A 22,709-nucleotide genomic window follows, 5' to 3' on the forward strand; every position below is an offset into this window, starting at 1 on the left:
AAACGGATACATCTTATGACACGCGCTCACCTTCCCGGCATTATTGCCATGGCCGCCATCGTGGTGGCTTCGAACATTCTTGTGCAGTTCCTCTTTGGCAACTGGCTGACCTGGGGCGCGTTCACCTACCCGCTCGCCTTTCTGGTGACCGACGTGATGAACCGCGTTTACGGTGCCGCCGCCGCGCGCCGCGTGGTCTTTGCGGGCTTCATCGTTGGCATCATCTGTTCGCTGATCGGCACACAGATCATCGGTGAATTCGGGCCGCTGGTCACGCTGCGTATTGCCGTCGGCTCAGGCCTTGCCTTCCTGACGGCACAGCTGCTGGATGTGGCGATTTTCTCTGCCCTGCGGGACGGCCGCTGGTGGCGCGCACCGCTGGCCTCGACGCTTATCGGCAGCACAGTCGACACGGCGCTGTTCTTCACCATCGCCTTTTCCGCCAGCCTGGCATTCATCGAGCCCGCAAATGACGTGTCCTGGGCCGGCGAAATCCTGCCCGTCCTCGGCTTTGGCCCCGAAGCGCCACTCTGGGTGTCGCTTGCGGTCGCTGACTGGGCCGTCAAACTCAGCCTCGCCCTGCTGGCACTCGTGCCGTTCCGCGTGATCACCGCGCGGGCAGCAGCTGTGCGTTAGGGATTCGTTAACGAAAAAACTCTTGGTGATTTCCGAAACCTGTGCGACGATTCCTGCAACGTCAACAGATAGGTAAAGGAGGTGATCCAGTGTCAAGAAAGGTATTGGAGCGAGGTGTCGGAACAGCTTTGGAGGTCGCCTGCTGAGGCAGCCCTTGACGGGCAGAACTCCCGAGTGGATTTCGGTCTAACCGATCCCCTCCTTAAACCATTCGATTGGGCCACACTTCCGGGTGTGGCCCTTTTACGTTACACCGGCAAGGCAACCCATCCGGGGATTTTCTATGCCACCAGCCCTCGCCAGCCTCATCCTCTACACCCGCAAAACCGATGAAATGGCCGCCTTTTACTGCGATCATTTCGGCTATACCAGGCACGATCTGCCCGGCGACCGGATCGTTGAGTTGCGCCCGGCAGCGGGCGGCGCTGTTTTGCTGCTGCATCCGGCGGGCAAAGGTGCGCGCCAGGGCCAGGCCGCTGTTAAACTGGTCTTTGCCATCGCCGATGTGCCAGGATTTGCAGCCGGGCGCGCAGCACAGGGTCTGGTTTTCGGCCCCTTGCACGAGGCGGACGGGTATGTTTTTGCCAATACCAGGGACCCATCTGGCAATTCTGTCAGCATTTCGGGCCGCCTCGCAGAGTAACCGGACCGCCGCATGATTGAGATCAACAGCGACATCACCATTGAGGACTGGGAGTTCACAGAAAGCTTCATGCGTGCCTCGGGTCCCGGCGGGCAGAACGTGAACAAGGTCTCTTCGGCGGTCGAACTGAGGTTCGAGGCCGCGCGCTCACCAAATCTGCCGCCGGCGGTGAAGACACGGCTCAAACGGCTCGCAGGACGCCGCTGGACCACCGAGGGCGCGCTGGTTCTGCAATGCGACGAAAGCCGCAGCCAGGCACGCAACCGGGAACTGATCCGCGAACGTCTGGCAGAGATGATCCGCAAGGCACTGGTCGCGCCCAAACGCCGGATCGCCACACGCCCCACCCTCGGCTCAAAAAAGCGACGGCTCAAAGCCAAAAAAGTCCGGGGCGAAGTGAAATCCCTGCGCGGGCGTGTCGATCCCGAGGGCTGACCCGCGCACCGAATTTGAGTGACCGCATCGCTGCAATGCGTAGGGTGGCACCAGACCAACTGGATTCCCACCATGCGCCCCACCGACCGGACCGGCCTCGCCATTGTCCTCAGCCTCATTGCTCTTGCATTGTTTGATGCCATGGGTCTGGTGATCAAACTGCTGTCTGACCGTTATTCCGCTGTTGAACTGTCGGCCTGGCGCAACCTCTTCGGGCTGATCCCGTCGATGATCGCGCTGACCGCAGCGCGCGGCTGGCATGCAGCAGGCAGACCGCTGCGAATACGGCAGTGGAAACTGGCCCTGATGCGCGGTGTGATCGTGACTTTGGCACAGCTGTGCTTTTATCTGTCGCTTGGGGTTCTGCCTTTTGCCACCGCGTCGACTATCGCCTATGCCAATGCGCTTTTCATGACCGCACTGGCCGTGCCGCTGCTCGGCGAAAAGGTCGGCTGGATGCGGTGGAGTGCGGTCTCTGTTGGATTTGCGGGCGTTATCCTGGTGATGCAGCCAGGCGCCGCCACATTCACACCCTATGCCCTGCTGCCGCTGGGGGCCGCAGTTTTCTATGCGCTGGTTGGCGTCACATCGCGGTTGTTTGACGAAGATGTTCCCAGCCCTCTGATCAGCGTCTATTCTTCGGTTGCGGCCTTGTCCGGCTCTGTAATTCTGGCCCTCGCATGGGGTGGCTTTACCCCGGTGACGACCAGCACTGATATGGCCTGGATCGTCGCAATGGGTGGTTTCGGTGGCACGGCTGTCCTCTTTCTGGTGGTTTCTTACCGCATGACCGAACAAAGCAACCTCGCCCCTTTCAGCTATTTCGGCATCCCCATGGCCTTCGGGCTTGGCTGGTTTTTCTTTGACGAAAACCCGTGGGATCAGCTCTTTCCGGGGGCACTGCTGATCGTCGCGGGCGGTCTGCTTATCATCTGGCGCGAGCGGCAACTGAGGCAATCCTCCTGACCTGTCTGCAGAAGTGTTTCCGGTATCATTTTCTGACCAGCCAACCGTGAACAGTTTTAAAGTTATTACTTTTCATCATCTTAAGCCTTTTCTGAGGTACGTCCCTCAAAAATATGTCGACATGAGGTGCGTACCTCATTTAGCGTTTGAGGCAGTCATTAACCGAATCGGCAGGGACCGGTCGGACAGGACTCATAGGGAGGAATTACATGAAGTATTCAAAACTGACCGCGGTCAGCGCACTGAGCATGACAATTGCGGGCCTTGGTGCGTCGGCACAGGCCGATGATCTGACGCTCTGCTGGGCCGCATGGGATCCGGCAAACGCGCTGGTGGAACTCAGCAAGGAATTCGAAGCGGAATCCGGCCACAGCATGAGCTTTGAGTTCATCCCCTGGCCTAATTTTGCCGACCGGATGCTCAACGAGCTGAATTCCGGCGGTAAACTCTGCGACCTGCTGATCGGTGACAGCCAGTGGATCGGCGGCGGCGCCGAAAATGGCCACTACGTGAAACTGAACGACTTCTTCGACGCCGAAGGCATCTCCATGGGCGATTTCGCTGATGCGACGGTCTATGCCTACTCCACCTGGCCCAAAGGTACACCGAACTACTACGCGCTCCCCGCCATGGGTGACGCCAATGGCTGGTTCTACCGCAAAGACTGGTTTGCGCGCGAAGACATCCGCGAAGCCTTCAAGGCCGAAACAGGCCGCGAGCTGGGCGAGCCGAAAACCCAGAAGGAAATGCTGGAAATCGCGCAGTTCTTCCAGGGTCGGGAAATCGACGGCCAGACAGTTTATGGTGCCGCTATCTTTACCGAGCGGGGCTCTGAAGGCATCACCATGGGCGTCACATCCGCGCTCTACCCCTGGGGCTTCAAATACGAAAACACCCCCGGCTCCTACGACATGGAAGGTGCTGTGAACTCTGCAGAGGCCGTCGAGGCGCTGGAATTCTACAAGGAATTCTACAAAACCGCGACACCGCCGGGCTACACAAACTCCTACATGGGTGAAAGCCTCGACGCCTTCAAATCCGGTCAGGTCGCGATGGCGATGAACTGGTTTGCCTTCTTCCCGGGCCTCTATGCAGACCCGAACACCGGCGGCGACAAGATCGACTTCTTCGTGAACCCGCCACAGAACCAGGCCGGCTCCACGCTGGGTGGTCAGGGCATCTCGGTTGTAGCGTACTCCGACAAGCAGGACGCGGCACTTGAGTATATCAAATGGTTCGCCAACCCTGAGGTCCAGCAGAAATGGTGGGATCTGGGCGGCTACTCAGCGCACAAGGCGGTACTTGAAAGCCCTGAATTCGTGGACAGCGCCCCCTTTGCAGGTGACTTCCTCGAAGCCATGGGCGCGGTACAGGACTTCTGGCAGGAACCGGCCTACGCCGAACTGCTGCTCGCCATGCAGAAACGCATCCACGACTATGTGGTTGCCGATCAGGGCACAGCCCAGGAAGCCCTCGACAAGCTGATCGAGGACTGGACAGAGACCTTTGAAGACGAAGGCAAGCTCTGAATATCACTCAGGGTGGGGTCATCCCCACCCTGTCCCCTGATCAACCGGTGAGACGGCCACACCCGCCTCGCCCCGGGAAAGCTGCGTCCACATGTCAGATACCCCCATCTCCCGTGCTGCACAGGTCACACCGCCCGCTATGGCGCGCAGGATCAAAGGCCTGAGCGACCGCGCCATCGCCTGGATCTTCGTGGCCCCCACGATCTTTCTGCTGCTCGCGATCAATATTTTTCCGCTGATCTGGACGATCAACCTCAGCTTCACCAACTTCCGCGCCAATCGTCTGAACCGCGAAGTCGACTACGTTGGTCTGCGCAACTACGAGCGTATCCTGACCGACACCGACATCTGGCTGAACATGCAGGCCACAGCGCACTTTCTGTTCTGGACCATCTTCTTTCAGGTCCTTATCGGCTTCACGCTGGCCTACCTGATCAACAAAAAATTCAAGGGTAACGACCTCTGGACCACGATCATCGTCCTGCCAATGATGCTGTCTCCGGCCGTCGTCGGGAACTTCTGGAAGTTCCTGTACCAGCCGCAGATCGGACTCTTTAACTACATCGTTGCCTTCTTCACCGGCAAAGACCCCTCCAGTTTTGAGATGCTTGGCTCTGTCGACCTCGCTCCCTGGTCCATCGTGATTGTGGACACCTGGATGTGGACGCCTTTTGTGATGCTCATCTGTCTCGCCGGACTGCGCTCCATACCGGATTACATTTATGAGGCTGCCGAAATCGATCGCGCCTCTAAACTGCGCCAGTTTTTCACCATCACCATCCCGATGGTCCTGCCCTTTCTCATGCTCGCGGTGCTCTTTCGCGGCATCGAGAACTTCAAAATGTTCGACCTTGTGGTTCAGCTTACCGGCGGCGGCCCCGGCTCTACGACCGAGCTGACCTCTATCAACCTGAAACGCGAGGCCTTTGAGAAATGGCGCACCGGCTATGCCTCGGCCTATGCGATCATCCTTTTCGTTACCGTCTTTGGCCTGGCCAGCATCTACGTCAAAGCACTGAACAAGGTGAAGGAGCGGTGATGATGAACGACTGGCTTTACACCGAAACCGTCTGCGTTGAGGGCAGCGTCCGAGCCTTGGGGGGCGTGAAGTGCCCTCCCGTGGGGAGGGTCGGGCGCTGCCCGGCGGTTCCCACCGGGCAAGAGCCACAGAAACAGGGTCCCGCGTCATGAGCAGTTTCTCCGTTACAGAGCCCAGCAAACGCTCCAAATGGTTCGCCGGCACACTGGTCATTGTCTACGCACTCATCACCATGGTGCCGCTGGCATGGATTATGCTGACCGGGTTCAAATCGCCCGCGGATGCGATCAGCTATCCGCCAAAGGTGCTTTTTGAACCGACGCTCGAAGGCTACGTAAACCTCTTCACCACACGAACGCGCCAGACGGATGAATTCCTCGCCGCCAACCCGCCGGAGACCTGGTACGAAGAGATTGTACGCCAGTATGATATGGTCATCGCCGGCCCGTCAAAATTCGGCGAACGCTTCCTGAACTCGGTGATCATCGGCTTTGGTTCGACCTTTCTCAGCATTTTCCTCGGCACACTGGCCGCCTATGCTTTCTCCAGGTTCAAAATACCGCTGGCGGATGATCTGCTGTTTTTCATTCTGAGTACGCGGATGATGCCGCCCATCGCCGTCGCGATCCCGATCTTCCTGATGTACCGTCAGCTGGGTCTGAGTGACACACATCTGGGCATGATCCTGCTTTATACAGCGGTCAACATTTCGCTGGCGGTCTGGTTGCTCAAGGGTTTCATCGACGAGATCCCGCGGGAATACGAAGAGGCGGCTCTTATCGACGGCTACACCCGCTTTCAGGCCTTCTACAAAGTCGTATTGCCCCAGGCCGCCACCGGCATCGCATCGACCGCGATTTTCTGCCTGATCTTTGCCTGGAACGAATACGCCTTTGCCGTTCTGCTGACCTCCGGCACAGCCCAGACGGCGCCACCTTTTATCCCGACCATCATCGGTGTGGGCGGTCTTGACTGGCCCGCCGTTGCCGCCGGTGCGACGATCTTCCTGCTGCCGGTGATGATCTTCACGGTCGCTCTGCGCAAACATCTCCTGCGCGGCATTACATTCGGAGCGGTACGAAAATGACCCTGACCAGACCCTTGTGCACAACGCGCCGCGCAGCTGTGCTGTGCCGGTATGGTGCGCGCACGAAACCGACAGCCTGTAATCAGCTTCCGGAGGCCCTGACATGAGTAACTTTTTCACCGGTCTCCTGAGGTTCCGTCGCGGCCCCTGGGAGATGGTCGCAACCATCCTCATCGCGCTGGGTGTCTTCATGCTGATGCAGCCATTTGTGATGTGGGGCTACACCTATTCCTTCATCACGACGCTGATCGGCACGGTCATGTTCATCGTCGTCAGTCACTTTCCGAAATGACCCGCCTAGTGTCATCAGCATCTGACGTACAGACAGCGATCAACGCCTTTCCCGCCGCCGTGCGTGGCTGTCATATGCGCATCCGCGAAATGATCCTGTCTGTTGCCGATGAACTGGACGCGGGCCCGCTGGAGGAAACCCTGAAATGGGGGCAGCCCGCTTACCTTAACACGCGGCGCAGAACCGGGACGACACTCCGGCTCGGGTACACCAGCGACACGCCGGTTCAGGCAGCGATCTATGTGCACTGCCAGACCACCCTCATCCGGGACTTCAGGTTACGCCAGGACGAAGATCTGGCTTTCGACGGCAATCGCGGGCTTATGCTCGATCCGGACAAACCGCTGCCCGAAGGCCCGCTGCGCGCGTTCATTTCCCAGGCACTGACATACCACAGGAACAAAAAAGCCCATGGCTGAAATCGTAATCAAAAACGTCCGCAAGGAATTCGGCGATTTCACAGCCGTCAGGGAATCCAGTTTCACGATCGAGGACGGTGAGTTCTTTATGCTGCTGGGTCCTTCGGGCTGCGGCAAAACCACGACACTGCGTATGATCGCAGGCCTGGAACTGCCCACCTCCGGCGAGATTTACCTCGACGGTGAAGAGATCAGCCAGAAGCCTCCCAGCCAACGTGACATCGCCTTTGTGTTCCAGATGTTCGCGCTTTACCCGCATATGAATGTCTATAAAAACCTCAGTTACCCGCTGGTCAGCCAGGGCATGAAACGCGCCGCTGTGCGCGATAAGGTGCACGAGGTCGCAGGTATCCTCGGCATTCGTGATATTCTGAAAAAACCGGTGGGCGGCCTCTCTGGTGGTGATCGACAGCGCGTAGCCCTGGGGCGCGCTATCGTGCGTGATCCAAAGGCTTTTATGATGGATGAACCACTCGGCGCGCTGGATGCGGAATTCCGAGAACACATGTCCGAGGAGCTGCGCGCACTGCACGACAGGATGAATGCAACAACCGTCTATGTGACCCACGACCAGCTCGAAGCGATGCAGATGGGCGACAAGATCGTTGTGATGAATAACGCAGTTGTCGAACAGTTCGGGACACCACAGGAAATCTACGACAAACCCGCCACCATGTTCGTGGCGGATTTTATCGGCTCACCTTCGATGAACTTCCTTGAGTTTCAGGGAACTGTCAGTGAGGGCGCACAAAGCGTCGAGATGAATGGCCAGAAACTGAGCGTGCCGCGCCAGATACAGAGCGGTTCGGGCAACCTGGTGTTCGGTGTCCGGCCAGAACATGTCACACTGTCTGACAGCGGCGAATACCGCGGCGAGGTACTGGCCACGGAATACCTCGGCACCACGCAGATCATCACGCTTGATACACCGAACGGCGAGCTGAAAGCCCGCGTGCCGTCGGGACAGGTGGCCACGGTGGGTGAAAAGATCGGACTGGGTTTTGATGCGTCGACCATAACGCTCTTTGACCGGAACTCAGGCAAGGCACTGCTGTCTGAACTGAACGAGGAGGTGCTCTCCAATGGCTGAGGTAGTGCTCAAAGGGGTTTCAAAATCCTTTGGCGACACAACAGGCGTCGCAGACATCGACATGACGATCCCGGACGGCGCATTCGTAGTGCTGCTGGGCCCGACCGGCGCGGGCAAGACGACGACACTGCGCCTGATCTCGGGCCTCGAAAAGCTCGATGCAGGCGAGATCAGCATCGGTGGATATACATTGCGCGACGAGACGCCCGCCCAGCGCGATGTGGCGATGGTGTTCCAGCAGTACTCGCTTTATCCGCATCTGACCGTGCGCGAAAATCTCGAGTTCCCACTGAAATCACCAATACTCAAAACGCCAAAAGATGAGATCGAGCGCAAAGTGGCAGAGGTCGCCTCTGTGCTTCAGATTTCGCACAAGCTCGACAACAAGGCAACGGCGCTTTCGGGCGGCGAGATGCAACGGGTTTCCATCGGTCGTGCGCTGGTGCGCGAACCGCAGGTGTATCTGATGGATGAACCACTCAGCTCACTGGATGCCAAACTGCGGACCGATCTCCGGATCGAGCTGAAACGGATTCAGGCCAGCCTCGGTGCAACGATCCTCTATGTGACACATGACCAGATCGAGGCGATGACAATGGCCACCCACGTCGGCGTTCTTAACGAGGGTCGCCTTGTCCAGTACGGCACACCGCGCGACATCTATGAGAACCCGAATTCTGTCTATGTGGCCTCCCGCCTGGGTCTGCCGCGTATCAATATATTACCCGGTGACCTCTTTGGTCCGGCACCAAACGGCGCACATCAGATCGGCCTGCGGCCTGAACATGTCACCCAGGGTGAAGGGCGCGAAGCCACAATCGGCCGTATTGAACGGCTCGGTGATCACAGCCGGCTGCACCTGAAACTCGACGGACACGACATCACGACGCTTGCCGACCCGCATGCACAGTACGCACCGGGTGGCATGATCAGGATAACCCCAAACAACCCTCTGTGTTTTGACGCTCAGGGCGATCGGATTTACTGAAAGGAGACATCTGTGGCGCAGTTTATCAATAGCAGGGAGAGCCTTGTCACCGACGCCATCGACGGGCTTCTTGCAGGCTCCGGCGGCGCTCTCTGCCGGCTCGATGGCTACCCGCACATCAAAGTGGTCTGCCGGACAGACTGGGACAAATCAAAGGTCGCGCTGATCTCCGGAGGCGGGTCGGGGCACGAGCCGGCGCACGCAGGCTTTGTTGGCGAAGGTATGCTGACCGCCGCTGTCTGTGGTGAGGTTTTCGCCTCACCTTCGGTTGACGCCGTGCTGGCCGGCATCCTCGCCGTAACCGGCGAGGCGGGCTGCCTGCTCATCGTAAAAAACTATACGGGCGACCGGCTGAATTTCGGGCTTGCCGCCGAACGCGCCCGCGCCTTCGGGCTCAGGGTTTCGATGGTCGTGATCGACGATGACATCGCGCTGCCCGACCTGCCGCAGGCGCGGGGCGTTGCCGGCACACTCTTTGTGCACAAGATCGCAGGCGCACTGGCTGCGGACGGGGCTGATCTGGATACGGTGACCGCCGCCGCACAGAGGGCCACAGACGAAATGGCCTCGATCGGCATGTCTCTGGATACCTGCACCGTACCGGGGTCTGCCAAAGAAGACCGGATTGCCAGAGGTATGGCTGAACTGGGCCTCGGCATTCATGGCGAGGCCGGCGTGCAGCAGGTACAGTTCGACACCGCTGCGAGCGCCATGGACATGGTCCTTGAAAAACTTGCCAGCCGCCTTGACGGGACACCGCATGTGGCGCTGCTCAACAACCTTGGGAGTACGACGCCCCTGGAAATGGCCGTACTGGCCCATGCCCTTGCCTCATCACCCAAAGCAGTCGGGATCACCGCCGTTGTCGGCCCGGCACCGATGATGACGTCACTCGATATGCACGGGTTTTCTGTTTCCATCCTGCCATTGTCCGACGCAAACCGCGCCGGCCTGCAAAAACCCGTGACGCCTGCGGCCTGGCCGGGGATGTACACACTCGACGATGTGATCGTCAGACCGCTGCCTGACGGGCTGAGCCCGATTCAGCCTATTCCGTCGGATAACCCCCGTGTCCGCGGCATCATCGAGACCTGCTGCGATCTTCTGACCGCGGCCGAAACGGACCTGAACCTGCTGGACGCCAAATCAGGTGATGGCGACACCGGCAGCACGCTGGCAACCGCCGCGCGGGCCCTGAAGACGTCACTCGACCGGATGCCGCTGGCTGATCTGACACAGCTTTTCCGGGCCGTCGGCAATGAGCTCAGCCAGACGATGGGCGGCTCCTCGGGGGTCATTCTGGCGATTTTCTTTGGTGCTGCCGGAGACGCCTGCGCCAATGGGCACCCGACGCATGAGGCGTTGCTGAAAGGTCTGCAGCGGATCAGCGAGGTTGGCGGTGCAAAAGCCGGTGACCGCACCATGATCGACGCGCTGGAACCCGCGCTTACTGCCTTGTCCGATGGCGTCGGCGCCGCCGCGACAGCCGCACGGGCAGGTGCTGATGCCACCGCCTCGATTGGGCGGGCAAAGGCAGGGCGAGCCTCTTACGTGCCCGAAGAAAACCTGATCGGCCACAACGATCCCGGAGCGGAAGCTGTCGCCCGCCTCTTTGAGGGGCTGGTCAGTGCGATGAAAGGATAAGCTGCGGGCATGAAAGCCGGTCGCGAGAACAATCCGCTGAAACCTACGGTCAACGACATTGCGCGTGTGGCTCAGGTCAGCCTTGCGACCGTTGACCGGGTACTCAACGAACGTCCGGGTGTCCGCAAAATTACCGTCGAAAAGGTCAACCGCGCGATTGCCGACCTGGGATATGTTCGGGATACGGCTGCCGCCAATCTGGCACGCGGGCGGGTCTATCGCTTTCTGTTTATTCTGCCCGCGACCAACAACGAGTTTCTGTCTCTCATCGAAGACCACATCGCCGAGCTGTCGCCGGGCCTGCTGCGGGACCGCACCCAGGTCTCGCATGTCAGTGTACCGGCTTTTGATCCGATGGCCCTGGCCGAAGCCATTAACAAAGTGGATGTATCACAGACGGACGGGGTCGCGGTTTTTGGCCCGGAAACACCATCCGTACGGGACAGTATATCGCGGCTGCGCGCGCATGGCGTTTCGGTCGTGTCACTGGTGTCCGACATTCCCAGTTCTGAACGCAATACCTATGTAGGGATCGACAACATTGCCGCAGGGCGCACTGCCGCCCAGCTGATGGGGAGGTTCCTCGCACCGGTCGGAGGCAATGTGCTCGTGCTGACCGGCTCAATGCTCGCGCGCGACCACCTGGAACGGCGGCTGGGGTTTGACGAGGTCATGGCGCGGGACTTTCCGCAGCTGAATGTGCTTGCCTCGCTCGAAGGGCGGGATGACCCGGACCTGATCGAAAGACTGCTGCCGGAAACTCTGGCGCGCACCCGGAACGTGGTGGGAATTTATTCGTCTGCTGCAGGCAACGCGGGTCTGATCCGGCACCTGGAAAAAACCGGATTGCATCGCACCCCGGTGATCATCGCACACGAGCTGACGCCGCTGTCACGCGCTGCGCTGGGTAACGGCCTCTTTGATGCCGTGATCAGCCAGGACGCAGGCCACCTGGTGCGCAGCGCTCTTCGGATCATGCGGGCCGTCGTCGATAACACGCCGATCAACCCCGCGCAGGAACGCATTCGTATCGACGTCTATCTCAAAGAAAATCTGCCGCCCTGACGGGGCGTGCAAAAGGGAGGAAAACACATGAAAACCATCAAGGGACCGGCGCTGTTTCTGGCGCAGTTTGCGGGCGACGAAGCGCCGTTCAACTCGTGGGATTCCATCACGAAATGGGCTGCTGACTGCGGCTACAAAGGTGTTCAGGTGCCCAGCTGGGACGGGCGTCTGTTTGATCTGACGCAGGCGGCAGAGAGCAAAACATATTGCGATGAATTCAAAGGCCAGGCGGCAGCGAACGGTGTCGAGGTCACGGAACTGTCGACCCACCTGCAGGGCCAGCTGGTTGCGGTCCACCCAGCCTATGATGCGGGCTTCGACGGCTTTGCCGATCCGTCGGTGCACGGCAATCCGCAGGCGCGCCACGAATGGGCCGTGGACCAGGTGAAAAAGGCATTGTCGGCGTCGGCCAATATGGGCATCGGTGCGCATGCGACATTCTCCGGCGCGCTGGCCTGGCCCTATATGTATCCGTGGCCGCAACGGCCCGCGGGTCTTGTTGAAACGGCCTTTGATGAGCTGGCAAAACGCTGGCGGCCCATTCTCGATCATGCCGAAGACTGCGGCGTTGACGTCTGCTACGAAATCCACCCGGGCGAGGACCTGCACGACGGTGTGACCTTTGAGATGTTCCTGGAACGCGTGGGCAACCATGCCCGCTGCAACATGCTGTATGATCCGTCGCATTATGTGCTTCAGTGTCTCGATTATCTCGACAACATCGACATCTACAAAGACCGGATCCGTATGTTCCACGTCAAGGATGCCGAGTTCAATCCCACCGGACGCCAGGGTGTTTATGGCGGCTATCAGTCCTGGGTCGATCGCGCAGGTCGTTTCCGCAGTCTGGGCGACGGCCAGGTGGATTTCGCTGCGGTGTTTTCAAAAATGGCTGCAAATGATTTTGATGGCTGGGCCGTCGTTGAATGGGAATGCTGCCTGAAACATCCGGAAGATGGTGCCCGCGAGGGCGCACAGTTCGTCTCTGATCACATCATCCGTGTCACGGAAAGAGCCTTTGACGACTTTGCAGACGGCGGAACAGACGAGGCCGCAAACCGTAAAATGCTGGGGATATAAGTTATGAGCCGAATTCGACTGGGCATGGTAGGGGGCGGCAACGACGCCTTTATCGGAGCCGTACACCGCATCGCATCCCGCATTGATGACCGCTACGAACTGGTGGCGGGTGCGCTGTCCTCGACGCCGGAAAAGTCACGTGCATCCGGCGAGGCACTGGGCCTGCCGGCGGATCGCATCTATGACGACTACAAGCAGATGGCGATCCGGGAAGCCCGCCTGAAGAACGGGATCGAAGCCGTTGCGATTGTCACGCCGAACCATGTGCATTTCGCAGCCGCGCGCGAGTTCCTGAAACGCGGCATCCACGTGATCTGCGACAAGCCGCTGACCTCGACAATGGCTGATGCACGCAAATTCGTGAAAGCGGTCGAGAGCTCGGATGCCCTGTTTGTCCTCACCCATAATTACACGGGATACCCCATGGTGCGCCAGGCGCGCGAGATGATCAGCGCAGGCGATATCGGCGCAATACGGGTGGTCCAGGTGGAATACCCGCAGGACTGGCTGAGCGAAGAACAGGATTTCAAACAGGCCGCATGGCGCACGGACCCGGCGCGCTCCGGCGCAGGTGGATCGACCGGAGACATCGGCACCCACGCGCACAACCTCGCATGTTTCGTGACCGGTCTGAAAGTTGACAGCCTTGCTGCTGATCTGCAGGCCTTTGTCTCCGGGCGCCAGCTCGATGACAATGGCCACGTAATGCTGCGGTTTGAGGGCGGCGCGCGGGGTATGTTGTGGTGCAGTCAGGTCGCACCGGGCAACGAAAACGCGTTGCGCCTGCGGGTGTATGGCGAAAAAGGTGGCCTCGAATGGTCACAGGAAAACCCCAACCAGCTCTGGTTCACCCCGCTGGGCGAGCCGAAACGTCTGATCACCCGGAATGGTGCCGGCGCCGGCGATGCCGCAGCCCGCATGAGCCGTGTCCCGCCAGGCCATCCCGAAGGCTATCTGGAGGGATTCGCCAACATCTATTCGGAGGCCGCAGAAGCTATTGTCGCGAGGCGCGAAGGTCGCGCACCTGACGCCGGGGTTACCTACCCGGGGATCACAGATGGCCTGAGGGGCATGCAGTTTGTCGACGCGTGTGTGCGCTCGTCGGCGCGGAATTCAGCGTGGGTGACACTCGGCGATTAACCATTTCTGACAGGGGTCGTTTCGTACACAGACTGTTCCCGGTGCCGGAACGATCCCCTTTTCTGTGCATAAAACCCTGTGGAAATTGGATTTTCCCGAAAGGCTCGTGCGGACCAACGACCCTGAATGGCTAAAATTGAAATTGTTCTGATAAGTATCTGACAACAGAAATCCGGCACCATAGCGGCACCCGATTTCTGAGAGGACTGATGTTTGATACCCGTTCCGCCAGCCAGCTGGCGTCATTGTTTGACCATTTTCATGTGCCGATGTTTGCGGCCCAGCGTGTCAGGCCTGACGCGCCTTTTGTTTTTGTCTGTGCCAATAAAGCCTGGTGTGACGTGTCCGGCGTCTGTCCTTCCGACATGCGCAATGCCGATCCGTCGGACCTGTTGCCACAGGATGAAGCCGCGGCTGTACAATCACGTTTTGCGGATTGCGTGGCGGCAAAGGAAGACCAGCGGTACTTTGAATGCCTGACGTTGCCACATGGCCTGCGGCACTGGGATATCCTTCTCCAGCATGCTCCGGTCCGGTCAGGGATTGACCGGGTCATCGCGACTGCCATGCCTGTTCTGCAGGACACTGGTGCCGCAAACAGCCGGCTGGTCTTTGAGGACATCAGGTTCTTTTCAGCTCTGGCAGATCTGCAGTTACAAAACCTTGTTTCCATGTTTGATGCCGCACAGAAAAGCGAACTCTTCTGCGCCAACAGCTCTGAACGCGTGGCGACCCTGAGCGGTATCTGTCGGGGTGTTCAGCGGGCTGTCGAGGACATCCGGAAGACCGTCAGACGTGCAGAAACTCCGGCCCGTCATCCGCCTGCAGAACAGGCACAGAGCCAAAACCGTGCGACCCGGCATGCAGCTGCGGATACCGGCGGCACAACCCTTCGGGCGCTTGCCGGCTCCTGCGATCCTGACTTCAACCGGGAAGATGCGTGAAGCGTTACGGATTGTACTTCAAGACTGTATATACGTAACATAAACATTGCGTCGAATCGTGACCTGCCCTAGTTTCCTGTCAAAAGGAGAGCCAGATGCAGGCATTCATCTGTGATGCGCAAAGAACGCCGATCGGTCGCTATGGTGGCAGTCTGTCCGGCGTGCGCGCGGATGATCTGGCTGCCGCCCCGATCGCAGCACTAGTGGCCCGTAACCCGGATGTTGACTGGGCCTCGCTTGAGGATGTGGTGCTCGGATGTGCGAACCAGGCTGGCGAAGATAACCGGAACGTCGCGCGCATGGCTGCCCTTCTGGCGGGCCTTCCTGTCGAGGTGCCGGGTATGACACTCAACCGCCTGTGTGCGTCGGGTATGGACGCTGTCGGCGCCGTATCGCGGGCCATCCGGGCGGGCGATATGGATATGGCCATCGCGGGCGGTGTCGAAAGCATGAGCCGCGCACCATTCGTCATGCCAAAAGCGGAAACAGCGTTCAGCCGGAACAACCAGGTGTTTGACACCACCATCGGCTGGCGTTTCGTGAACCCTGCGATGAAGACGGCTCATGGCATCGACTCTATGCCTCAGACAGCGGACAACGTGGCAGCAGATTACAACATCAGCCGTGAAGACCAGGACGCATTTGCAGAACGCAGCCAGGCACGCTGGGAGGCCGCCCGGGCATCAGGCGTGTTTGAAACTGAAATCACGCCTGTAATCGTTCCCCAGCGCAGAGGCGATCCGCTGGAATTTATCCAGGACGAACATCCCCGCCCCGGCACCACGGCAGAAAAGCTCGCAGAGCTGCGGGGCATCAATGGGCCCGATCTGACGGTAACCGCCGGCAATGCCTCGGGTGTGAATGACGGCGCGGCCGCCATGCTGATCGCATCCGAGGCCGCGACCGGTAAAAACAATCTGACACCTCTGGCGCGCATCGTTGCCATGTACGCTGCGGGGGTGGAACCACGTGTCATGGGCATCGGCCCCGTCCCTGCCTGCCGTAAGGTTCTCGAACGGACAGGACTGACCATAGATCAGATGGACGTCATTGAACTCAACGAAGCGTTCGCGGCGCAGGGGCTGGCGACGCTGCGGGCGCTCGGGGTAGCAGACGACGCGCCACACGTTAATCCCAACGGGGGAGCCATTGCCCTCGGCCATCCGCTCGGCATGTCTGGAGCGCGTCTTGTGATGACGGCCGCCTTTCACCTGCAGCGCAGCGGCGGCCGCTACGCCCTTTGCACCATGTGTGTGGGCGTGGGTCAGGGTGTGGCACTTATTCTGGAAAGGGTCTGAACGATGTACGCACAGATGATCAAATCGACCGGGCAGAACGTGAAATCGCCCGAAGAGATGGACCCGCAGGAACGCGCCTTTCAGGAGCGTGTCGATGCCGGTGAAAAGATCGAACCAAAGGACTGGATGCCTGAGGGGTACCGCAGAACCCTGATCCGCCAGATCGGCCAGCACGCGCATTCCGAAATCGTCGGCCAGCTGCCGGAAGGCAACTGGATTACCCGCGCGCCCACGCTGGAACGCAAGGCGATCCTTCTGGCCAAAGTGCAGGACGAAGCAGGCCACGGTCTTTACCTTTATTGTGCCGCCGAAACGCTGGGCGTTTCCCGCGATCATCTCACGCGTGATCTGTTGTCGGGCAAAATGAAATACTCCTCGATCTTCAACTATCCGACCCTGACCTGGGCGGATATGGGTGCTGTGGGCTGGCTGGTCGACGGTGCGGCGATCATGAACCAGGTGCCGCTGCAGCGTACATCCTACGGCCCCTATGCCCGGGCCATGGTGCGCATCTGCAAAGAGGAATCGTTCCACCAGCGCCAGGGGTTCGACATCATGATGAAGATGGCCAATGGCACCGAAGCGCAGAGGAAAATGGCGCAGGATGCCCTGAACCGCTTCTGGTACCCCTCGCTGATGATGTTCGGGCCATCGGACGAAAACTCGGTGCACTCTGCGCAGAACATGGCCTGGAAAATCAAAATGAACACCAATGATGAACTGCGCCAGAAGTTCGTCGACCAGACCGCGCCACAGGCTGCATTCCTGGGCCTGACCATTCCTGATGAACACCTGAAGTGGAATGAGGCGCGTGGGCACTATGATTTCTCTGAACCGGACTGGGATGAATTTTTTGACGTTCTGAAGGGCAACGGTCCCTGCTCTGCCGACCGGATGGAGGCACGCAACCGCGCCTGGGACGAAGGCGCCTGGGTGCGTGAAGGCCTTTTGGCTCATGCAGAAAAGAAAAAGGCCCGCAAGGTCGCGGCGGAGTAACGACATGCAGAACGAATGGCCACTCTGGGAAGTATTTATCCGTGGGCAGCACGGTCTCAGCCACCGTCACGTAGGATCACTGCATGCCGCGGACGCGGAGGCGGCAATCAGGAATGCGCGCGACGTCTATACCCGGCGAAACGAGGGCGTCAGCATCTGGGTCGTCGAAGCCAGCGCCATCGCCGCCTCGTCCCCTGACGAAAAAGGCCCGCTGTATGAGCCGTCGAACGACAAGGTATACCGGCACCCGACCTTCTACGATATTCCGGACGACGCGGGGGCCATGTGACCGACCCACTGTTCGAATTTCTCTGCCGCCTGGGTGACAATACGCTGGTGCTGGGCCACCGCGTATCCGAATGGTGTGGCGTCGCGCCGGTGCTCGAAGAGGACATCGCCCTCGCCAATACAGCGCTGGACCTGATCGGCCAGACCACCATGTGGCTGAACCTGGCCGGTGAGGTTGAGGGCGCAGGGCGCGACGCTGATGCGCTGGCCTTTCGCCGGGACGTCTGGGATTTCCGCAATCTGTTGCTGGTCGAGCAGCCAAACGGTGATTTCGGACAGACAATGATGCGGCAGTTTCTGTTCGATGCATGGCACGTGCTGTATCTGACAGAACTCGAAAAAAGCAGCGATGCCAGAGTGGCGGCGATCGCGGAGAAATCTCTCAAGGAAGCGCGCTATCATCTGGACCGCGCTTCTGAAACCGTGATCGGTCTGGGGGACGGCACCGAAGAAAGCAATGCCCGCATGCAGGCAGCACTCGACCGGCTCTGGCCCTATGTTGGCGAGATGTTTGACAGCGACGCGGTCGACATGGACATGGTGGCAAAGGGCATTGCTCCTGATCCGGGAACGCTGCGGCCGGGCTTTGACGCGACCGTAAATCCGGTGCTGAGGAAAGCGACACTGACCCGGCCTGAAAGCGATTTTGCGCACAGAGGCGGCCGGTCGGGTGCGCGCCATTCTGAGCACCTGGGCCATCTTCTGACGCAGATGCAATGGTTGCAGAGAGCCTATCCGGATGCCACATGGTAAGCGATAAGCCCACGACAGAGACTGTATGGGGCTGGCTGAACCAGATCCCTGACCCCGAAATCCCTGTGATCAGCCTGGTTGATCTCGGTGTGATCCGCGATGTTCACTGGTCAGGCGATACGCTCGAAGTAACAGTCACGCCGACCTACTCCGGATGCCCGGCGACGCGCGTGATCAACATTGATATCGAAACAGCATTGCGCGACCGTGGAATCGACAAAATCAGGCTCAGAACCCGCCTGTCGCCCGCCTGGACCACCGACTGGCTGAGCGAAACGGGCCGCAGGAACCTCGAAACCTACGGCATAGCGCCACCCCAAAAGGCAGGCGGACCGGCGCATTGCCCTCAGTGCCAGGCACGGGACGTTGAGCGCATCAGCCAGTTCGGATCAACGCCCTGCAAGGCGCTGTGGCGGTGTCGCACCTGTCTGGAACCTTTTGATTACTTCAAGTGTATCTGACATGGCCCGTTTTCACTCGCTCACGATCACAGATATTCACCGCACGATCCGCGACGCGGTTGTCCTGACCCTGCAACCGGATGAGCCCGAGGCGTTCCGCTTCACGCAGGGCCAGTATCTGACCTTTCGACATGATTTCGACGGCACCGAAGTGCGCCGTAATTATTCGATCTGCGCCGGCGTGGACGACGGGTTGCTGCAGGTGGGTATCAAACGCGTCGAAGGCGGTGCCTTCTCGACCTTTGCCAATACCGTACTCCGGGTCGGTGACCCCATTGAGGCGATGCCGCCCTCCGGCTCGTTTTACGCCGAAACAGAGACGAAAACGGGTCGCAACTACCTCGGGTTTGCGGGCGGTTCCGGCATCACACCCATTCTGTCGATCCTGAAAACGGCCCTGGCACAGGAGCCCCAAAGCACGTTTACGCTGGTCTATGCCAATCGGGCGGTGAACACGATCATGTTCCGCGAAGAACTCGAGGACCTGAAAAACCGATATATGGGTCGTCTGACGCTGATCCATATTCTGGAATCCGGGCAGGATATGGAGCTGTTTACGGGCCGCGTCGATCAGGCCAAATGTACCGCGCTTTTCAGCAACTGGGTCAGTGTGTCTGACGTTGATACCGCCTACATCTGCGGTCCCGAACCCATGATGCTGGCCATCGCCGAGAGTCTGAAAGCACATGGGTTAGAGCCTGATCAGATCCGTTTTGAACTGTTCACAGAAAGCCAGCAGGGACAGCTGGCCCGCCAGGCACTGACCGACCGCGCGGCCGACCAGCCGGGCACGGCCGCACAGGTGACGGTCGAAGGCGTGACACGCAGCTTTACGATGCCCAAAGACCAGTCCGTACTGGAGGCCGCGCTCGAAAATGCGCTGGATGCGCCTTTTGCCTGCAAGGCGGGAGTCTGTTCGACCTGCAAGGCCCGCGTGCTGGACGGCGAATACGAAATGCTCAGCAATCATGCGCTCGAGGATTACGAAGTCGAGCAGGGTATGGTGCTGACGTGCCAGTGTTATCCGCTGGGCGACACGATCACTGTGGAATACGATACTCACTGAGGAGACGGCATGCCGCGGGACAACGCCCTGAAGGAAGTTCACAGTTTTGCGGCCGGTCAGTGGATCGAACCCGGCGAAGGTGCACGCACAATCGCCAGCGCTGTCACCGGCGCACCGATCTTTGCCGCCGGCAATGATGCGCTGGATATCGGCGCGATGCTGGGCTGGGCGCGGGAAAAAGGCGGTCCGGCGTTGCGCGGAATGACATTCCACGACCGCGCAAAGATAATCAAAGCCGTCGCACTGCATCTGTGCGACCACAGACAGGAACTCTACGATCTCAGCTTTGATACCGGCGCTACGCAAAAGGATCACCTGATCGATATCGACGGCGGCATCGGCACAATGCTTGTCTTTGCCTCAAAGGGCCGGCGCGAGATGCCGGACGGTCACGTCTATATTGACGGTGCAACCGAACAGCTCAGTCGGTCAGGTTCTTTTGTGGGCCAGCATATTGCCGTGCCGCTGCAGGGCGTGGCAGTTCAGATCAACGCATTCAATTTTCCAGTCTGGGGCATGCTGGAAAAACTCGCGCCTGCCCTGCTGGCCGGCGTCCCGTCGATTGTCAAACCGGCAACAGCCACCTGCTATGTCACCGAGGCCTGTGTCAGGCTGATCCTGCAAAGCGGGCTGCTGCCCGATGGTGCGCTGCAGCTGGTTGCGGGGGGACTGGGAGATATGCTGGATCACCTTGATTGCCAGGATGTGGTCAGTTTCACCGGATCTGCGGATACGGCACTTAAACTCCGCGCCAATCCCCGTCTGATGAAAAACTCAACGCGGTTTATGTCCGAACAGGACAGCCTCAACGCCACGGTGCTGGGTTCAGACGCACGCTCCGGCACACCGGAATTCGATCTTTTTGTCAAAGAGGTGCATCGCGAGATGACCGTTAAGGCGGGTCAGAAATGCACGGCCATCCGGCGCATCATGGTCCCCGACGCCCAGGTGGACGCTGTTATTCATGCGCTTTCCGATAAGCTGGCGAAAACCACCGTTGGCGATCCGCGTCTGGAAACAACACACATGGGCGCGCTGGTATCTGAGGCCCAGAAAAAGGATGTTCTGGAGAAAGCAGCGCTGATCGGACGTGACGCTGAACGCGTGTTTGGCGATCCGGATAACGTCTCTGTTACGGGCGAAAACACTGAAAATGGCGCGTTCATATCGCCCATGCTTTTCTGCGCCGGCATTCCGGATGCTGCGCAGCATCTGCATGACACCGAGGCCTTTGGACCGGTCGCCACAGTCATGGGGTACCGTGATACATCCCATGCGGTCCGCCTCCTGAAGCGGGGCAAAGGGTCGCTGGTCGCGTCGGTGTTCACCGCCTCTGCTGACACCGCGCGCGAGATAACGCTTGGGGCCGCGGCATTCCATGGGCGGCTTTATTTCAACAACAGAACCTCGATGGACGAGGCCACAGGTCACGGCGCGCCGTTGCCGCATATGGTTCACGGCGGACCAGGCCGTGCCGGTGGTGGCGAAGAACTGGGCGGCATCCGCGGGGTGCTGCACTATATGCAGCGCACAGCGATCCAGGGCAGCCCCGACATCCTGACGGGCATTACACAGCGATGGGTTCCCGGTGCTGCTACTAAAACAGACGACGCACACCCGTTTACGCGCGCTTTTGGCAGCCTGACAATCGGCGACACGCTGCACGCGGGCCCACGGACAGTCACGATCGACGACATCGAGACCTTCGCACATTTCACCGGTGACAGGTTTTATGCCCATATGGACGAGGACGCCGCCGCCGCCAATCCGTTCTTCCCTGGCCGGGTCGCGCATGGATACCTGTTACTCAGTTTTGCAGCTGGCATGTTCGTCCAGCCCGACCCCGGACCGGTTCTCGCAAACACCGGGCTCGATTCGTTGCGTTTCATGGCACCGGTCAGCCCGGGCGACGCCATCTCTGTTCAACTGACCGTCAAAGCCAAAACGCCACGCAACGAGACCTATGGCGAAGTACGCTGGCACGTCACGCTGACAAATCAGGAGGCAGCCACCGTCGCGGAATATGAGCTGTTGACCATGAATGCTTTCTGAAGACCTGACCCCCTGGACGACGGCACTCACTGACCTTGGCGGCCAGCGGGTCTGGTCGCTTCTGGTGTCGGTTTTCGGTGATCTTGCACAAGAAGAGGGTGCTTCGATTGAGGGGCCGGTCCTGTCAGCTATCATGACCGCAATGGATGTACGCCCGGAAGCAACCAGAGTTGCGCTGCACAGACTGCGTAATGACGGATGGATCACATCAGAAAAGACAGGGCGTACCAGCCGGCACAGCCTGACCCGGTCGGGTCGTGCGGAAACCATCCTGGCCAGTCAGCGGATCTATGCCCGTCCGGAGGACACCTGTCTGAGCTGGCAGGTCATCATCACAGACGGCCACGAGCCAAAAGAAGAGGTTCGCGAGGCCGGATTTACGCAAATTGCTCACCGGATCTATGCAGGCCCGCGCGGCCTGGCAGCACCGGGTGATACGCTGGCACTGACCGGAGATCATGTGCCGGACTGGGTCAGAGAGAGTATCGTTCCCCAACGGCTGATACAGGAATACCAGTCTCTGTACAGCATTCTGGAACAGGTTTCTGCAGCTGTTTCGCCTCAAGACGCGCTGCCGCCGCTTGGCCGGGCCGTACTGCGATGCCTGATCGTGCACAACTGGAGACGCCTTGTTCTTCGGCATCCCGACATTCCTCCGGCCCTGTGCCCGGCTGGCTGGCGCGGTCACGATTGCCGGGTTCTGGTGACCGGTCTGCTGGACCGGGTCAGCCGTCCTGCCCCGGCAGAGCTGAAAATATCCGCTTAGACCCGCGGGCTTTCGCGCCCCGATAAGTCAGG

At 59.5% G+C, this 22,709-nt stretch carries 24 protein-coding genes; all 24 read left to right on the plus strand.

Going from position 1 to position 22,709, the window contains the following annotated elements; all coding sequences use genetic code 11:
• Positions 1-15 precede the first annotated feature (15 nt).
• The gene (locus Q0792_RS11875) at positions 16-636 is read left to right on the plus strand and encodes a queuosine precursor transporter (RefSeq protein ID WP_298840561.1); all 621 of its coding nucleotides are present in this window, start codon (positions 16-18) and stop codon (positions 634-636) included.
• Between the two features lie 283 nt (positions 637-919).
• Positions 920-1,279: a VOC family protein gene (locus Q0792_RS11880; protein ID WP_298840564.1), complete on the plus strand. Its 360-nt coding sequence runs from the start codon at positions 920-922 to the stop codon at positions 1,277-1,279.
• A gap of 12 nt (positions 1,280-1,291) precedes the next feature.
• Positions 1,292-1,714 (plus strand): alternative ribosome rescue aminoacyl-tRNA hydrolase ArfB, encoded by a 423-nt coding sequence (gene arfB, locus Q0792_RS11885; RefSeq protein WP_298840567.1) that lies wholly within the window; start codon positions 1,292-1,294, stop codon positions 1,712-1,714.
• 72 nt (positions 1,715-1,786) lie between these two features.
• On the plus strand, positions 1,787-2,680 hold the full coding sequence (locus Q0792_RS11890) for a DMT family transporter (protein WP_298840570.1): 894 nt from the start codon (positions 1,787-1,789) through the stop codon (positions 2,678-2,680).
• A 209-nt stretch (positions 2,681-2,889) separates the two neighbouring features.
• Complete coding sequence (locus Q0792_RS11895) at positions 2,890-4,209, plus strand: ABC transporter substrate-binding protein (RefSeq protein ID WP_298840572.1); 1,320 nt, start codon at positions 2,890-2,892, stop codon at positions 4,207-4,209.
• Between the two features lie 91 nt (positions 4,210-4,300).
• Positions 4,301-5,248 (plus strand): carbohydrate ABC transporter permease, encoded by a 948-nt coding sequence (locus tag Q0792_RS11900; RefSeq protein WP_298840575.1) that lies wholly within the window; start codon positions 4,301-4,303, stop codon positions 5,246-5,248.
• Positions 5,249-5,396: 148 nt separating this feature from the next.
• Positions 5,397-6,335, plus strand: coding sequence for a carbohydrate ABC transporter permease (locus Q0792_RS11905; protein WP_298840578.1), 939 nt, complete (start codon positions 5,397-5,399; stop codon positions 6,333-6,335).
• Positions 6,336-6,438: 103 nt separating this feature from the next.
• Positions 6,439-6,627: a hypothetical protein gene (locus Q0792_RS11910; RefSeq protein WP_298840580.1), complete on the plus strand. Its 189-nt coding sequence runs from the start codon at positions 6,439-6,441 to the stop codon at positions 6,625-6,627.
• Positions 6,628-6,635: 8 nt separating this feature from the next.
• Complete coding sequence (locus tag Q0792_RS11915) at positions 6,636-7,046, plus strand: DUF1801 domain-containing protein (protein ID WP_298840582.1); 411 nt, start codon at positions 6,636-6,638, stop codon at positions 7,044-7,046.
• Positions 7,039-8,136, plus strand: a complete 1,098-nt coding sequence (locus Q0792_RS11920) for an ABC transporter ATP-binding protein (RefSeq protein WP_298840585.1) — start codon at positions 7,039-7,041, stop codon at positions 8,134-8,136. The genes Q0792_RS11915 and Q0792_RS11920 overlap by 8 nt, the downstream gene beginning before the upstream one ends.
• Positions 8,129-9,124, plus strand: a complete 996-nt coding sequence (locus tag Q0792_RS11925) for an ABC transporter ATP-binding protein (RefSeq protein ID WP_298840588.1) — start codon at positions 8,129-8,131, stop codon at positions 9,122-9,124. Before Q0792_RS11920 ends, Q0792_RS11925 begins: the two co-directional genes overlap by 8 nt.
• A 12-nt stretch (positions 9,125-9,136) precedes the next feature.
• Entirely contained in the window at positions 9,137-10,768 is a 1,632-nt protein-coding gene (locus Q0792_RS11930) for a dihydroxyacetone kinase subunit DhaK (protein ID WP_298840591.1), read from the plus strand.
• 9 nt (positions 10,769-10,777) lie between these two features.
• Complete coding sequence (locus Q0792_RS11935) at positions 10,778-11,833, plus strand: LacI family DNA-binding transcriptional regulator (RefSeq protein ID WP_298840594.1); 1,056 nt, start codon at positions 10,778-10,780, stop codon at positions 11,831-11,833.
• A 27-nt stretch (positions 11,834-11,860) separates the two neighbouring features.
• Complete coding sequence (locus Q0792_RS11940) at positions 11,861-12,913, plus strand: sugar phosphate isomerase/epimerase (protein ID WP_298840597.1); 1,053 nt, start codon at positions 11,861-11,863, stop codon at positions 12,911-12,913.
• Between the two features lie 3 nt (positions 12,914-12,916).
• Positions 12,917-14,053, plus strand: a complete 1,137-nt coding sequence (locus Q0792_RS11945; RefSeq protein WP_298840600.1) for a Gfo/Idh/MocA family oxidoreductase — start codon at positions 12,917-12,919, stop codon at positions 14,051-14,053.
• Between the two features lie 209 nt (positions 14,054-14,262).
• Positions 14,263-14,997, plus strand: a complete 735-nt coding sequence (locus tag Q0792_RS11950; RefSeq protein WP_298840602.1) for a PAS domain-containing protein — start codon at positions 14,263-14,265, stop codon at positions 14,995-14,997.
• A 95-nt stretch (positions 14,998-15,092) separates the two neighbouring features.
• Positions 15,093-16,295, plus strand: a complete 1,203-nt coding sequence (pcaF, locus tag Q0792_RS11955) for a 3-oxoadipyl-CoA thiolase (RefSeq protein ID WP_298840605.1) — start codon at positions 15,093-15,095, stop codon at positions 16,293-16,295.
• Positions 16,296-16,298: 3 nt separating this feature from the next.
• Positions 16,299-17,291, plus strand: coding sequence for a 1,2-phenylacetyl-CoA epoxidase subunit PaaA (gene paaA, locus Q0792_RS11960; RefSeq protein WP_298840608.1), 993 nt, complete (start codon positions 16,299-16,301; stop codon positions 17,289-17,291).
• 4 nt (positions 17,292-17,295) lie between these two features.
• Positions 17,296-17,580, plus strand: coding sequence for a 1,2-phenylacetyl-CoA epoxidase subunit PaaB (paaB, locus tag Q0792_RS11965; protein WP_298840613.1), 285 nt, complete (start codon positions 17,296-17,298; stop codon positions 17,578-17,580).
• Entirely contained in the window at positions 17,577-18,332 is a 756-nt protein-coding gene (gene paaC, locus Q0792_RS11970; protein ID WP_298840615.1) for a 1,2-phenylacetyl-CoA epoxidase subunit PaaC, read from the plus strand. The genes paaB and paaC overlap by 4 nt, the downstream gene beginning before the upstream one ends.
• Positions 18,326-18,793: a 1,2-phenylacetyl-CoA epoxidase subunit PaaD gene (gene paaD, locus Q0792_RS11975; protein ID WP_298840618.1), complete on the plus strand. Its 468-nt coding sequence runs from the start codon at positions 18,326-18,328 to the stop codon at positions 18,791-18,793. The genes paaC and paaD overlap by 7 nt, the downstream gene beginning before the upstream one ends.
• A 1-nt stretch (position 18,794) precedes the next feature.
• Positions 18,795-19,859, plus strand: a complete 1,065-nt coding sequence (locus tag Q0792_RS11980; protein WP_298840621.1) for a ferredoxin--NADP reductase — start codon at positions 18,795-18,797, stop codon at positions 19,857-19,859.
• A 9-nt stretch (positions 19,860-19,868) separates the two neighbouring features.
• The gene (paaZ, locus tag Q0792_RS11985; protein WP_298840624.1) at positions 19,869-21,911 is read left to right on the plus strand and encodes a phenylacetic acid degradation bifunctional protein PaaZ; all 2,043 of its coding nucleotides are present in this window, start codon (positions 19,869-19,871) and stop codon (positions 21,909-21,911) included.
• The gene (locus Q0792_RS11990) at positions 21,901-22,677 is read left to right on the plus strand and encodes a PaaX family transcriptional regulator C-terminal domain-containing protein (protein WP_298840628.1); all 777 of its coding nucleotides are present in this window, start codon (positions 21,901-21,903) and stop codon (positions 22,675-22,677) included. The genes paaZ and Q0792_RS11990 overlap by 11 nt, the downstream gene beginning before the upstream one ends.
• The last annotated feature ends 32 nt before the right edge of the window (positions 22,678-22,709 follow it).

The organism is uncultured Roseobacter sp. (genome assembly GCF_947495025.1).
In the GTDB taxonomy this organism is placed as follows: Bacteria; Pseudomonadota; Alphaproteobacteria; order Rhodobacterales; family Rhodobacteraceae; genus Roseobacter.